Genomic DNA, 13,075 nt, shown 5'->3' with positions numbered 1-13,075 from the left:
CCGGCTCCGCTGCCTCAGCCACGAATCCCCCTCGGGATGGTCAGCCGGCCGATCAGGACGTAGACCGCGTCGAAGGCCAGCGCCAGCACGATGATGCCGAGGGTGCCCGCCAGCACCTCGTTGAGCGCGTTGGCGCTGCCCAGCGACGCGATGCCGGTGAAGATCTCGTTGCCCAGGCCCGGCCCCGAGGCGTACGCGGCGATCGCGGCGATGCCCATCAGCATCTGCGTGGAGACCCGGATACCGGTGAGGATCGGCGGCCAGGCCAGCGGCAGTTCCACTCGTACCAGCCGCGCCAGCCGGGACATGCCGATGCCGCGGGCGGCCTCCACCAGCGAGGCGTCCACCCCGCGCAGGCCCACGATCGAGTTGCGCACGATCGGCAGCAGCCCGTACAGCACCAGGGACGTCACCGTCGGCGGGACGCCCAGGCCGAGGATCGGGATCAGCAGACCGATCAGCGCCAGGGAGGGGACGGTGAGGATCGCCGCGGTCGTGGTGATCGCGAGGTTGCCGGCCCACTCGGTGCGGTAGGTGAGCACCCCGATCAGCACGCCGATCACGGTGGCGATCACCATGCACTGGAAGACCGCGCTGGCGTGCTGGTAGGCGTCGACGAGGAGCTGCTGGTGCCGGCTGGACAGGAACTGCCAGAAGCTCACCGCCGGCCTCCTCCCGTCGCCTCGCGTCCCGCGCCTCGCGCGGCTCGTCAGGTGTCCCGCGCGGCCTGCTCCACCAGCGGGATGATCCGCAGCGGCACCGGGTTCTCCATGACGATCGCCGTGGCGGCCCGGACGATGCCATCAAAGCCGACAACCCGATCGATCACCCGCTGGAGATCGGCGTTCGACCGGGCCACCAGCCGGCAGAGCATGTCGCCCTCGCCGGTCGTGGTGTGCAGCTCCAGCACTTCCGGCACCCCGGCCAAATGCGCGCGCACGTCCGCGCCTTGGCCCTGCCGGATCTCCAACGTGGCGAACGCCGTCACCGGGTAGCCGAGCGCCGCCGGGTCCACCTGAGGTCCGAAGCCGCGGATCACTCCGTTGGCCCGCAGCCGGTCGAGCCTCGCCTGCACGGTGCCGCGCGCCACCCCCAGCCGCCGCGACGCCTCCAGCACGCCGATCCGCGGCTCCCGGTCCAGCAGTGTGATCAGCCGCCCGTCCAGCGCGTCGATCCCCATCCCCGCCCGCCTTCCATGGTCATCCTGTACAGATTGACGATACGAGCCTCACCACCGCTGAACACTCTGTCCAGCGAAAACCGGAACTATTGCGCACTCTGAAGGGCGGCGGGACGCTTTTCCCATGACTGCACTCACTGGGACCCCGGATGCTTTCCCCGTCAAGGGCATGGACGCCGTCGTCTTCGCGGTGGGCAACGCGAAGCAGGCCGCGCACTACTACTCCACCGCGTTCGGCATGCGCAAGGTGGCCTACGCCGGCCCCGAGAACGGCAGCCGCGAGACCGCCTCGTACGTCCTGGAGTCGGGTGGCGCCCGCTTCGTCCTCACCTCGGTGATCAAGCCGGTCAGCGAGCACGGCCGCTTCCTCGCCGACCACGTGGCCGCGCACGGCGACGGCGTGTTCGACCTCGCCATCGAGGTGCCCGACGCCCGCGCCGCGTACGCCTACGCGGTCGCGCACGGCGCCACCGGCCTCACCGAGCCGTACGAGCTGAAGGACGACCACGGCACCGTCGTGCTCGCCACCATCGCCACCTACGGCGAGACCCGGCACACCCTGGTCGACCGCACCGGCTACGACGGCCCCTACCTGCCCGGGTACCAGGCCACCGAGCCCATCGTCGAGCCGCCCACCCGCCGCTTCTTCCAGGCCGTCGACCACTGCGTCGGCAACGTCGAACTCGGCCGGATGAACGAGTGGGTCGCCTTCTACAACAACGTCATGGGCTTCACCAACATGAAGGAGTTCGTCGGCGACGACATCGCCACCGAGTACTCCGCCCTGATGTCCAAGGTGGTCGCCGACGGCTCCCGCAAGGTCAAGTTCCCGCTCAACGAGCCGGCCGCGGGCAAGAAGAAGTCCCAGATCGACGAGTACCTGGAGTTCTACGGCGGGCCGGGCGTCCAGCACATCGCGCTGGCCACCAACGACATCGTCGCGTCCGTCCGGGCCATGCGCGCCGCGGGCGTCGAGTTCCTCGACACCCCCGACTCCTACTACGACACCCTCGGGGAGTGGGTCGGCGAGACCCGCGTCCCGCTCGACGAGCTGCGCGAACTGAAGCTGCTCGCCGACCGCGACGAGGACGGCTACCTGCTGCAGATCTTCACGAAGCCGGTACAGGACCGGCCGACCGTCTTCTTCGAGATGATCGAGCGGCACGGCTCCATGGGATTCGGCAAGGGCAACTTCAAGGCGCTCTTCGAAGCGATCGAGCGCGAGCAGGAACGACGCGGCAACCTGTAGCGGACCCTCCAGGGCGGGTGGTTCCGTCGGTTCCGGGACCACCCGCCGGTGGGCGGTTGCTCGCGAGGTACCCCGCGCCCCTTGGGGGTGACCCCGCTTTCGGGGAGTGGACCGCACTCCACAACGGCGGAGCCGTATGACACGCTGACGGCATGCGCGACGACGTAAAAGCCGAGCTGGCGGCGGGGCTGCCCGCGGAAGCGATACTCACAGATCCGGACGTGGTGGCGTCGTACGCCCACGACATGGCGAGCTTCTCGGACGTGGGTACCCCGGACTTCGTGGTGCGCCCCAGGTCCGTGGAAGAGGTCCAGCACGTGATGCGGACGGCCACGAGGTTCCGCGTCCCGGTGGTACCGCAAGGCGCCCGCACGGGCCTGTCCGGCGGCGCCAACGCCGTGGACGGCTGCATCGTGCTGTCGCTGACCGCGATGGACCGCATCCTGGAGATCGACCCGGTCGAGCGGATCGCCGTCGTGGAACCCGGCGTCGTCAACGCGGTGCTGTCCCGCGCGGTCGCGGAGCAGGGCCTGTCCTACCCGCCGGACCCGTCGAGTTGGGAACAGTGCACGATCGGCGGCAACATCGGCACCGGCGCCGGCGGCCTGTGCTGCGTGAAGTACGGCGTGACCGCGGAGTACGTCCTCGGCCTCGACGTCGTGCTCGCCGACGGGCGGCTGCTGAGCACCGGCCGGCGCACCGCGAAGGGCGTCGCCGGCTACGACCTGACCCGGCTCTTCGTCGGCTCCGAGGGCACCCTCGGCGTGGTGGTCAAGGCGGTGCTCGCGCTGAAGCCCGCCCCGCGCCCGCAGCTCACCCTGGTCGCGGAGTTCCCGTCGGCCGCGGCGGCCGGCGCCGCGGTGTGCGCGGTCATGGAGAGTGGCCACGCCCCCTCGCTGCTGGAACTGATGGACGCCACCACCATCCGCGCGGTCAACGACATGGCGCGGATGGGCCTGCCGGAGAGCACCGAGGCGCTCCTGCTCGCCGGGTACGACTCCGCCGACCCGGCCGCGGACCTCGCCGCGCTCGCCGAACTGTGCACGGCGGCGGGCGCCACCGAGGTGGTGCCGGCCGACGACCCCGCCGAGTCGGAGATGCTGCTGGAGGCCCGCCGGCTGGCGCTGCCCGCGCTGGAGCGGATCTCCACCGCCTCGATGATCGACGACGTGTGCGTGCCGCGTGCGAAGCTCGCCGACATGCTCGACGGAGTGGCCGCGATCGCCGCGAAGTTCGAGCTGACCATCGGGGTGTGCGCGCACGCCGGCGACGGCAACACCCACCCCATCGTCTGCTTCGACGCGCAGGACCCCGACCAGACCCGCCGGGCGCACGAGTCCTTCGAGGCGATCATGGCCCTCGGCCTCTCGCTGGGCGGCACCATCACCGGCGAGCACGGCGTGGGCCTGCTGAAGAAGGACTGGCTCGCCCGCGAACTGGGCCCGGTGGGGGCGGAGTTGCAGCGCGGCGTCAAGGCGGTCTTCGACCCGCTCGGGCTGCTCAACCCCGGCAAGGTGCTCTGACCGCGCCCTGCCACGGCACTAGGCACTGGCGTCCGGGGTGTCGTCGGAGTCCGACCACGGGTCGCGCAGCCACAGCTCGTCCCCGGCCGCGGGGGCGAGCAGCCGGCTCAACCCGTCGTCCATGCCGAGCTGTTCGTGCTCGCTGCCCGGCGGGACCACCCGCAGGGTGCGCTCCAGCCAGGCGGCCACCGGCGACGACGGCGCCTCCAGCAGCGCGTCGCCGTCGGGCGAGCTGAGCGCCATGCACAGCACGCTGCGTCCGTTGACCTTGGTCGGCCAGATCCGCACATCGCCGTGCCCGCAGGGCCGGAACACCCCCTCCACGATCAGCTCGCGCGCGAACGTCCAGTTGACGGGCGCGTCGGAGCCGACGTGGAAGGTGATGTGCACCGCGTACGGGTCGTCCGTACGGTAGGCGAGCCGGGCCGGCACCGGAATGCTTCGTTCCGGTGAGAGTACGAGCTGCATCTCGAGTTCGCGTTCCACCACGTTCTGCATGAGTCCGACGTCCTTTCCTTGGCGCGGTGGCCCCGGGGGCGGGTGTCGCAACGGGGCCCGCACCTGGAAGAGAGCGCGTGCCTCCTCAACCATTACGCGGGTTTCCCCGATTCGGTTCAGATTTCCTGAACCCGGAGCGCACGACGGCGCATCGGGGTAATGACGTGTCCACGAGACGTCAGCGAGCGGAGTGCGCGGCACGGTGGACACGCCGGGTCGGCCATTCTGGTAGATGTGGACGTCACACCACCCCGCGGCCGAGCAGATACGGAACTGTGACCATGAGCGCACCCACTTCTGGCTCCTCAGGTTCGTCGGCGTCCTCCCAGCCGTCCGCTTCCGCGGGTGGGTCCGGCGCCCCGGTGCCGGGGTACTACCCGGACCCCTCGATCCCGCACTACATCCGCTACTGGAACGGCTCCGCGTGGGTGCCGGGCACCAGCCGTCCCGCGCCGGTGGACGAGGCCCCTCCCGGCCGCGTCGAGCCGGTGGACGAGGCCCCTCCCGGCCGCGCCGCGGCGAGCGGTGCGCCCGCGCTCGACGAGTCCGGCCCGATGTTCCTCGACGAGGACCCCGCCGCGCCCACCGCCGACCACTGGCCCACCGCCAGCCAGGAGCAGGTGCCGGCACCGCCGCCCGAGCAGTGGCGGCCGGCGCCCGACCCGCGGGCGCACCTCGCCCAGGACCCGGCGCCGTCCTGGCCCGTGCCGCAGGCCCGGCCGGAACCGCAACTGCCCCCGATCTCCTGGGGCGCCCCGGCTCAGCCCCAGACCCCGGCCCAGCCCCAGCCGCAGTCCCCGGCGCCGTCTCCGGCTCCCGCGCCCGGCCCCGCCCCGGCCGCCGAACGCGCGCCGCAGCCCGCGCTGCCGCGGCCGCAGGAGCGCCAGTCGCTGCCCGCCGCCGGTTCCGCCCCGGCCGGTCAGCAGCCGCCGCTCCAGGCTCAGCCCCCGCTGCACCCTCGGCCCGCGCCGCAGCCGTCGCCCCTGGTGCCGGCGCCCGCGCCCGCGCCCGAGGCCGCCGCGCAGGCGTCCCCGCCGTGGGCCGCGCAGGTGCAGGACCTGGCCCGCGGCGAGGGCGGGGTCGTGCCGTGGCGACCGCCGGCCAGCGACCCGTTCGGCGTCTCGCAGGGCCAGGACCGGCCCGGCGGCCTGGTCCGCCGGTTCCTGGCGCGGCTGGTGGACGCGGTGGTGCTGGCCGCGGTGACCGGGGTCGCCGCGGTGCCGCTGGGCACCGCGGCCTACCACCACGCCAAGGACAAGGTGGACCAGGCCCGGCTGACCGGGGAGACGGTCAAGGTCTGGCTGATCGACGGCACCACCGGGGTCCAACTCGGCGTCGTACTGGCCACGTTCCTCGTCGCCGGGGTGCTGCTCGAAGTGCTGCCCACCGCCAGGTGGGGACGGACCCTCGGCAAGCGGCTGGTCGGCCTGAGGGTGCTGGACATCGAGGCGCAACTCCCGCCCGGCTTCGGCGCGAGCGTGCGCCGCTGGCTGCTGCGGACCGTGCTGAACCTGCTGGTGGTCGGCGTGGTCGGGGTGGCCTGGTGCCTGTTCGACCGGCCGTGGAAGCAGTGCTGGCACGACAAGGCGGCCCGCACGTTCGTGGCCCGCGGGTAACCGTCCCGGGCCGCCCGCCCGGGGCCGTGCGCCCGCCCGGCGCCGTACTCCGATCGGCTGCCGCCCACGGGCGGTGACGCACCGTGCGGGTTTGACTCGGGACATGAGTAGCGATCAGCCCGGCGGCGGCTCACCCTACGACAAACCGTCAGGCGGCCAGCCCCCGCCGAACCAGCCCCCGCCCGGCAGCCCGTACGGCGGCGGTCCGTACGGTGCCCCGCCGCCCGGCGGCCCCCCGCCGCCCCCCGGCGGCCCGGGAGGTCAGGGCGGCTTCGGCCAGAACCCGTACGAGCAGAACCCCTACGGCCAGAACCCGTACTCGGGCGGTCCGGGTGGCCCCGACCCGCTCGCCGGGATGCCGCCGCTCGCCGAGGCCGGCAAGCGGGTGCTGGCGCGGATCATCGACATCATCATCGTGCTCATCCCCGCGTTCCTGCTGGACTGGGCGGCCGTCGGGGTCCAGGACAGCCACTTCAGCACGGGCCGCTCCGCGGTCGGCGGGATCTTCACCGCCGGATTCGGTTTCGTCTACGAGTTCCTGATGACCCGTGCGAGCGGGCAGACCGTCGGCAAGAAGATGATGCGGCTGCGGACCGCCATGCTCGAGAACGGCAGCGTGCCCACCTCCAACGCCGCCGCGGTCCGCGCGGCCATCCTGTGGGTGCCCGCGTTCTGCTGCTCCTGCGTGTGGTTCCTCGTCATCGGCGCGACCGTCCTCGTCGACCGCCCCTACAAGCAGGGCATCCACGACAAGGCGGCGAAGACGGTGGTCGTCCAGACGGCACCCTGACGCTCCGTCCCGCGGAAGGAGCCGCACCTCCTCAGGGGCGAGCAACCACCCACCGGCAGGTGGTTCCCGAAGGGGCAGAACCCGTCAACCCGGGGGGTGTGCCGTCACCCGAACGGCTGGTTTACTCAGGGTCATGACGGCAGAACACCCCGAGGGCATGGCACCGCTGGCCACCTTGGGTCAGCGCTTCCTCGCACGGTTGATCGACACGGTGATCCTCCTCGCCGTGGTGGTCCTGGTCTCCTTGGCCGCGATGGGCGACGACATCCGGCACGGCACCGACGGGGCGCTCGGCAAGCGCGCGCTGGTCGCGCTCGTCGCCTACCTGCTGTACTTCGTGATCGAGGGCGCGATGACCGCCGCCCGCGGCCAGACCGTCGGCAAGATGGCGCTGCGCATCCGCGCGGCCCGGCTGGTCGACGGCGGGGTGCCCGGCCCGGCCGGCTGGCTGCGCGCCGCGGTCTACGTCCTGCCCGCGGTGCTGAGCGTGATCCTGATCGGCCCGTTCTTCTGGTTCGTCAACTCGCTGTGGTGCACCTGGGACCGGCCCTTCCGGCAGTGCCTGCACGACAAGGCGGCCAAGACCGTGGTCGTGGCCGCCTTGTGACGTGACGTGCGTCCCGGGCGTGCCTGGTGCCCCGGGACGTCGGAGCGACAGCGCCTACTGGAGTGAGTGCTCGCCCACCCGCGCCTCGGCGCTCTGCACCGAACCGCTCACCCGGGCCCGCGGCACCGCCGCCGGCACCGCGGGCGCGGCCATGGCGGCGGACCTGCGTCCGCCCGGGCCCAGCGCGGCGCCGACCAGCAGGCCGAGCAGCAGCCCGAGCGCGGCGACGGCGACCACCGCGCCGGCGGAGCGCACGTCCGCCAGCAGGAGGACCGCGAGGGTGAACAGGACGACGGTCGTGGAACCGTAGGCGACTTGCGCGTTCGTAGGACGTGGCATGAGGGGAACCGTCCTCGGAGTACGTCGATGCGGGGGCATGCTGACGGGGGGTGACTCTACGGTTCGGAATGCCCAGGCCCGCCCCCGGGTAAGCATTACCTTACCGACGGTGCGGAGCACAGGGGGGCGCACGGGGTCGCACGTGTGACCGATGCCTCAACGCATGTGCACCGGGGGGCAGTTGGTGCGGTGACGTCCGGTCAGCGGATGGTGGACACCGGGAATCGGCCAACCTAACCGGCCGTCATGCTCAAGTCAAGATCTGTCTTTTCCTCCGCCGCTCCGGTGCAATGGCCTTTCCCAAGGGGAGGTCAAGGATCTTGAAAAGACAGCACTGGATCAGCCAAAGCGCCGCCCTGGCAGTCGCGATAGCCGTGCTCGGTGTCCCCGCGGTCGCCACCGGGGCGGCCGCGGCGACCCCGGGCCACAGCAGCAGCCCCGCGACTCCGGCGGCCGGCCACGACCCCGCGCAGAGCGAACCACACGACCTGCCGGGCCCGTTCAGCAAGCAGCAGGCGGCCGAGCACTCCGCCGCCCTCCAGCAGGTCGTCTCCGGCGACGCCACCGTCCAGCAGCGCGACGGCTCGCAGGTGGTCCAACTCGGCCACGGCAAGGGCAAGCAGAGCAAGTACGTCGAGCTGGGCCGGGAGAAGACCGACAAGATCTTCACCATCCTGGTGGACTTCGGCGACCAGGTGGACGACACCACCACCTACGACCCGGACGGCCCGGACGGACCCGAGCCGCCCACCACCAAGTACGGCGGCGACCCCGGGCCGGCGCACAACACCATCGCCCAGCCGGACCGTTCGCAGGACAACAGCACCGCCTGGCAGGCGGACTACAACCAGCAGCACTTCCAGGACCTGTACTTCTCGCACGACAAGGACAAGGAGTCGCTGGCGAAGTACTACGAGAAGCAGTCCTCCGGCCGCTACTCGGTCGACGGCGAGGTCACCGACTGGGTCAAGGTCCCCTACAACGAGGCCCGTTACGGCTCCGACTGGTGCGGCTCCACGATCTGCTCCAACGCCTGGGACCTGATCCGCGACGCCACCACCGCCTACGTCGCCGACCAGAAGGCGCAGGGCCGTACCGACGCGCAGATCAAGGCCGACCTGGCGGCGTACGACCAGTGGGACCGCTACGACTACGACGGCGACGGGAACTTCAACGAGCCGGACGGCTACATCGACCACTTCCAGATCGTGCACGCCGGCGAGGACCAGTCGGCCGGCGGCGGCGTGCAGGGCACCGACGCGCTGTGGGCGCACCGCTGGTACGCCTACGGCAGCGACGCCGGGAAGTCCGGGCCCACCGGGAACAAGGCCGGCGGCACCGAGATCGGCGACACCGGCATCTGGGTCGGCGACTACACCCTCCAGCCGGAGAACGGCGGGCTGGGCGTCTTCGCCCACGAGTACGGCCACGACCTCGGCCTGCCCGACGAGTACGACACGTCGTACGTCGGCGAGAACAACACCGCGTTCTGGACGCTGATGTCCTCCGGGTCCTGGATGGGCACCGGGAAGGACGCGATCGGGGACCTGCCCGACGACATGAGCGCCTGGGACAAGCTGCAGCTCGGCTGGCTGAACTACGGCACCGCCAAGGCCGCCACCCGCTCCACCACCAAGCTGGGCGTCGCCGAGTACAACACCAAGGACAAGCAGGCGCTGGTGGTCCAGCTCCCCGACAAGTCCGTCACCACCACCATCACCACGCCCGCGGAGGGCGACAAGCAGTGGTGGAGCGGCATGGGCGACGACCTGTCCAACACCCTGACCCGCACCGTCGACCTCACCGGCGCGTCCAGCGCCTCGCTCGGCCTCAAGGGCTGGTGGGACATCGAGCAGAACTACGACTTCCTCTACACCGAGGTCTCCACCGACGGCGGCGCGAACTGGACCGCGCTCGACGGCACCGCGAACGGCAAGGCCGTCCCGCGCGACGGCAGCGACCGGCCGGCCCTGACCGGCACCTCCGGCGCGTACGAGGACCTGTCCTTCCCGCTCGACGCCTACGCGGGCAAGCAGATCCAGCTCCGGTTCCGCTACGCCACCGACGGCGGCGTCGCCCAGCAGGGCTTCGCGGCCGACGCGATCACCGTCACCGCCGACAGCAAGACGCTGCTCACCGACGGCGCCGAGACCGACGACAACGGCTGGAGCGCCGACGGGTTCTCCCGGATCGGCGCGTCCTTCAGCAAGGACTACCCGGAGTACTACGTCGCCGAGAACCGGCAGTACACCTCGTACGACACCACGCTGAAGACCGGCCCGTACAACTTCGGCTGGACCAGCACCCGGCCCGACTGGGTCGAGCACTACCCGTACCAGACCGGCCTGCTGGTGTGGCTGTGGGACACCTCGCAGCCCGACAACAACGTGGGCGCGCACCCCGGCAGCGGTGAGATCCTGCCGGTCGACGCGCACGCCAAGCCGGAGACGTTCACCGACGGCACGGTCATCCGCAACCGGGTCCAGGCGTACGACTCGGCGTTCAGCTGGTACCCGTCCGCCGGGTTCACCCTGCACAACGACGGCGTCGCCAAGCGCATCCCGGCGAAGCTCGGCAGCCCGGCCTTCGACGACCACTACGGAACGTACTGGTACGCGAACAACCCGTACGGCAGCGTCAAGGTCCCCGACACCAACACCCGGCTGACCATCCTCAGCCAGGCGCTCGACGGGAGCACCATGACGGTCCAGGTCGGCCCGTCACACCGGTAACATGCGTCACATTCGCCGGTCTGACCTGCACTGATGCGACGTTCGGCCGCCGTCCCCTGGTGGGCGGCGGCCGATGCGCACAAGATGTGCACATGGCGGTCGGAGGTTTCATCAAGCTCCCGGGCGGCACGGTCGTGGTGGCGCTCGGCCTGCCGCACCCGGCGTGTCCCGAGCTGACCGTGCGGGTGGTCGTGCACGCCCTGAACCGCCAGCGCGCCCTGACCCGCCTCAGCAACCTGGGCTTTCGCGGTGCGCGGCTGTCCGGCAACGCCGAGCCGCCCACCCCCGACGAGGTCTCCGCGGTGCTCCACCACCCGGACGGCCTGGTCTGGCGCGAGTACCGGGCCCGGGGCGGCGACCCCTGGCACCCCATCTCCGCGCTGAACCGGGTCACGCCCCGCCCGTAGCCGCCGGCTCGCCACGCAGCTCCACGCCGGCCTCCCGCAGCCGGACGAGCGCCTGCCGGGTGGTGTCCGCGGCCACCCCCGCGGTCAGGTCCAGCAGCACCCGCGTCCTGAAGCCCTCGCGGGCCGAGTCCAGCGCGGTGGCCCGTACGCAGTGGTCGGTGGCGATCCCCACCACGTCCACCTCGGTGACCTCCCGCTCGCGCAGCCACTCGGCCAGGGCGGCGCCGTTCTCGTTCTCGCCCTCGAAGCCGCTGTACGCCGCCGCGTAGGAGCCCTTGTCGAACACGGCGTCCACCGCGCCCGACGCCACCGCCGGCGCGAAGTTCGGGTGGAACCCGACACCCTCGGTGCCCGCGACGCAGTGCGGCGGCCACGACGTCACGAAGTCCGGGTGGTCCGAGAAGTGGCCGCCCGGGTCCACATGGTGGTCCCTGGTCGCCACGATGTGCCGGTACGTCCCGGCGGACTGGCCGATCAGGTCCGTGACCGCCGCGGCCACGTCCGCGCCTCCCTCCACCGCGAGGCTGCCGCCCTCGCAGAAGTCGTTCTGCACGTCGACGACGATCAGTGCGCGGTGCATGGTCTCTCCGAGGGTTCACCGTTCCGGACTACCGAGCGTATTGCGGAAGCCCCGCGCCAACCAGGCCCGGGGCGCCTGTCCGGGAGTCGTTCACCCCCGCCGCGCCCCTGATCGGTGAACGTCTTCCGCGACGGCGCCCCTGCCCCGGCTCCGGGAGGGCCGGGGCGGGGACGGGCGGGGTCCTACCGGGTCTCCGTGGGGAGCACCGGCTCGCCACGCGAAAGCTGGGTCGCGGAGAGCGGCAGCCCGGCCCGCGCGGCGATGTGCCGGGTGCGGGCCGCGTCGAGCGGCTCGCGCCCCACCACCTTGCCGTTGCGCACCAGCGGGACCAGCAACTGCCGGTCCGCCAGCTCCGCGGGAACCGGCCCGCTGCCGATCACCTCGGCCTCGGCGACCCCGTCGGCGTCCAGCCGCCGGGCGGCCCACTTCCGGCCGCCGACGCTGGTCTTCCCGCCGAGCGCCTTCTTGGCGACCGGCGTGAGCGGCGCGTCGGCCCGGTCCGGCACCGACGCCCGGGCGACCAGCTTGTAGACCATGGCGCAGGTGGGCTGCCCGCTGCCGGTCACCAGCGACGTGCCGACCCCGTACGCGTCCACGGGGGCCGCGGCCAGCGATGCGATGGCGTACTCGTCGAGGTCGGAGGTGACCACGATCCGGGTGTCCTTCGCGCCGAGGTCGTCCAGTTGCTGCCGCACCCGGTGGGCGAGCAGCAGCAGGTCCCCGGAGTCGATCCGCACCGCGCCCAGCTCGGGCCCGGCCACCTCCACGGCGGTGCGCACCGCCTCGGTCAGGTCGTAGGTGTCGACCAGCAGCGTGGTGGAGCGGCCGAGGGATTCGACCTGGGCGGTGAAGGCGTCCCGCTCGGTGTCGTGCAGCAGCGTGAAGGCGTGCGCGCTGGTGCCGATGGTGGGCAGGCCGTAGCGGAAGCCCGCGGCGAGGTTGGAGGAGGAGCGGAAACCGCCGACGTAGGCGGCCCGCGAGGCGGCCACCGCGGCCAGCTCGTGGGTGCGCCGGGCGCCCATCTCCATCAGCGGCCGCCCGCCGGCCGCCACCGCCATCCGGGAGGCGGCCGCGGCGATCGCCGAGTCGTGGTTGAGGATCGACAGGATCACCGTCTCCAGCAGCACCGCCTCGGCGAAGCTGCCCTCCACCCGCAGGATCGGCGAGCCGGGGAAGTACACCTCGCCCTCGGGGTAGCCCCAGATGTCGCCGGTGAAGCGGTAGTCGGCCAGCCACTTCAGGGTCGCCGCGTCCACCACCTTCTCCCGTTCGAGGAACTCCAGCACGGGTGCGTCGAAGCGGAAGTTCTCCACCGCGTCCAGCACCCGGCCGGTGCCGGCCACGACGCCGTACCGCCGCCCCTCCGGCAGTCGCCGGGTGAACGCCTCGAAGACCGACCGGCGGTGCGCGGCGCCGCTGCTGAGGGCCGCCTGGAGCATGGTGAACTCGTACCGGTCGGTGAACAGCGCGGTGGACGGCACGTCCACCGGCAGTGCCAGGTCTGCTGTGCTCATGGCGACGATGCTACCCCGCATTTCGTCAAACTGACGAGAT

The 13,075-nt window shown here is 71.9% G+C and carries 13 protein-coding genes; 7 read left to right on the top strand and 6 right to left on the bottom strand.

The features are described from left to right. Positions 1–14: 14 nt before the first annotated feature. Both ACIPAE_RS06425 and ACIPAE_RS06420 read right to left on the bottom strand, forming a co-directional pair. Entirely contained in the window at positions 15–662 is a 648-nt protein-coding gene (locus ACIPAE_RS06425; protein ID WP_329369081.1) for an ABC transporter permease, read from the bottom strand. A 47-nt stretch (positions 663–709) separates the two neighbouring features. After that, complete coding sequence (locus tag ACIPAE_RS06420) at positions 710–1,180, bottom strand: Lrp/AsnC family transcriptional regulator (RefSeq protein ID WP_328464563.1); 471 nt, start codon at positions 1,178–1,180, stop codon at positions 710–712. Positions 1,181–1,304: 124 nt separating this feature from the next. Between ACIPAE_RS06420 and hppD the strand changes: the two genes are divergently transcribed. After that, complete coding sequence (gene hppD, locus ACIPAE_RS06415; protein ID WP_329369083.1) at positions 1,305–2,429, top strand: 4-hydroxyphenylpyruvate dioxygenase; 1,125 nt, start codon at positions 1,305–1,307, stop codon at positions 2,427–2,429. Between the two features lie 152 nt (positions 2,430–2,581). Further along, positions 2,582–3,952, top strand: coding sequence for an FAD-binding oxidoreductase (locus ACIPAE_RS06410; RefSeq protein WP_402443232.1), 1,371 nt, complete (start codon positions 2,582–2,584; stop codon positions 3,950–3,952). A gap of 18 nt (positions 3,953–3,970) precedes the next feature. On the opposite strand, the gene ACIPAE_RS06405 is transcribed toward ACIPAE_RS06410, so the two are convergent. Further along, positions 3,971–4,450: an SsgA family sporulation/cell division regulator gene (locus ACIPAE_RS06405; protein ID WP_328464557.1), complete on the bottom strand. Its 480-nt coding sequence runs from the start codon at positions 4,448–4,450 to the stop codon at positions 3,971–3,973. 281 nt (positions 4,451–4,731) lie between these two features. Between ACIPAE_RS06405 and ACIPAE_RS06400 the strand changes: the two genes are divergently transcribed. The 3 genes from ACIPAE_RS06400 (at position 4,732) to ACIPAE_RS06390 (ending at position 7,463) form a co-directional block, all read left to right on the top strand. After that, entirely contained in the window at positions 4,732–6,066 is a 1,335-nt protein-coding gene (locus ACIPAE_RS06400; RefSeq protein WP_402443230.1) for an RDD family protein, read from the top strand. 103 nt (positions 6,067–6,169) lie between these two features. After that, on the top strand, positions 6,170–6,856 hold the full coding sequence (locus ACIPAE_RS06395; protein ID WP_402443229.1) for an RDD family protein: 687 nt from the start codon (positions 6,170–6,172) through the stop codon (positions 6,854–6,856). 133 nt (positions 6,857–6,989) lie between these two features. Then, entirely contained in the window at positions 6,990–7,463 is a 474-nt protein-coding gene (locus ACIPAE_RS06390) for an RDD family protein (RefSeq protein WP_402443227.1), read from the top strand. A gap of 54 nt (positions 7,464–7,517) precedes the next feature. Here the strand turns inward: ACIPAE_RS06390 and ACIPAE_RS06385 are convergent, their stop codons facing one another. After that, positions 7,518–7,802, bottom strand: a complete 285-nt coding sequence (locus tag ACIPAE_RS06385; RefSeq protein WP_402443226.1) for a hypothetical protein — start codon at positions 7,800–7,802, stop codon at positions 7,518–7,520. Between the two features lie 290 nt (positions 7,803–8,092). Here ACIPAE_RS06385 and ACIPAE_RS06380 point away from each other — a divergent pair, with 290 nt between their 5' ends. Together ACIPAE_RS06380 and ACIPAE_RS06375 are read left to right on the top strand one after the other, a co-directional pair. Further along, on the top strand, positions 8,093–10,534 hold the full coding sequence (locus ACIPAE_RS06380; RefSeq protein WP_402443224.1) for an immune inhibitor A domain-containing protein: 2,442 nt from the start codon (positions 8,093–8,095) through the stop codon (positions 10,532–10,534). Between the two features lie 92 nt (positions 10,535–10,626). Continuing rightward, the gene (locus ACIPAE_RS06375; RefSeq protein WP_328464545.1) at positions 10,627–10,941 is read left to right on the top strand and encodes a hypothetical protein; all 315 of its coding nucleotides are present in this window, start codon (positions 10,627–10,629) and stop codon (positions 10,939–10,941) included. Here ACIPAE_RS06375 and ACIPAE_RS06370 read toward each other — a convergent pair. Then, positions 10,925–11,521 carry an isochorismatase family protein gene (locus tag ACIPAE_RS06370; protein ID WP_402443222.1) on the bottom strand — a complete coding sequence of 199 codons (597 nt, stop codon included), beginning with the start codon at positions 11,519–11,521 and terminating at the stop codon, positions 10,925–10,927. The genes ACIPAE_RS06375 and ACIPAE_RS06370 overlap by 17 nt on opposite strands. Positions 11,522–11,703: 182 nt before the next feature. Then, positions 11,704–13,035, bottom strand: a complete 1,332-nt coding sequence (locus tag ACIPAE_RS06365) for a nicotinate phosphoribosyltransferase (RefSeq protein WP_402443220.1) — start codon at positions 13,033–13,035, stop codon at positions 11,704–11,706. Between the last annotated feature and the right edge of the window lie 40 nt (positions 13,036–13,075).

This window comes from Streptomyces sp. NPDC087270, from assembly GCF_044744625.1.
Classification (GTDB): Bacteria; Actinomycetota; Actinomycetes; order Streptomycetales; family Streptomycetaceae; genus Actinacidiphila.
This window is presented reverse-complemented; position numbering and strand designations above follow the sequence as displayed.

Bases quoted from the DNA above. Each gene is read 5' to 3' on its own strand.
- ACIPAE_RS06420 (WP_328464563.1), bottom strand. From the start codon at position 1,180: ATGGGGATCGACGCGCTGGACGGGCGGCTGATCACACTGCTGGACCGG.
- hppD (WP_329369083.1), top strand. From the start codon at position 1,305: ATGACTGCACTCACTGGGACCCCGGATGCTTTCCCCGTCAAGGGCATG.
- ACIPAE_RS06410 (WP_402443232.1), top strand. From the start codon at position 2,582: ATGCGCGACGACGTAAAAGCCGAGCTGGCGGCGGGGCTGCCCGCGGAA.
- ACIPAE_RS06405 (WP_328464557.1), bottom strand. From the start codon at position 4,450: ATGCAGAACGTGGTGGAACGCGAACTCGAGATGCAGCTCGTACTCTCA.
- ACIPAE_RS06400 (WP_402443230.1), top strand. From the start codon at position 4,732: ATGAGCGCACCCACTTCTGGCTCCTCAGGTTCGTCGGCGTCCTCCCAG.
- ACIPAE_RS06395 (WP_402443229.1), top strand. From the start codon at position 6,170: ATGAGTAGCGATCAGCCCGGCGGCGGCTCACCCTACGACAAACCGTCA.
- ACIPAE_RS06390 (WP_402443227.1), top strand. From the start codon at position 6,990: ATGACGGCAGAACACCCCGAGGGCATGGCACCGCTGGCCACCTTGGGT.
- ACIPAE_RS06385 (WP_402443226.1), bottom strand. From the start codon at position 7,802: ATGCCACGTCCTACGAACGCGCAAGTCGCCTACGGTTCCACGACCGTC.
- ACIPAE_RS06380 (WP_402443224.1), top strand. From the start codon at position 8,093: ATGGCCTTTCCCAAGGGGAGGTCAAGGATCTTGAAAAGACAGCACTGG.
- ACIPAE_RS06375 (WP_328464545.1), top strand. From the start codon at position 10,627: ATGGCGGTCGGAGGTTTCATCAAGCTCCCGGGCGGCACGGTCGTGGTG.
- ACIPAE_RS06370 (WP_402443222.1), bottom strand. From the start codon at position 11,521: ATGCACCGCGCACTGATCGTCGTCGACGTGCAGAACGACTTCTGCGAG.
- ACIPAE_RS06365 (WP_402443220.1), bottom strand. From the start codon at position 13,035: ATGAGCACAGCAGACCTGGCACTGCCGGTGGACGTGCCGTCCACCGCG.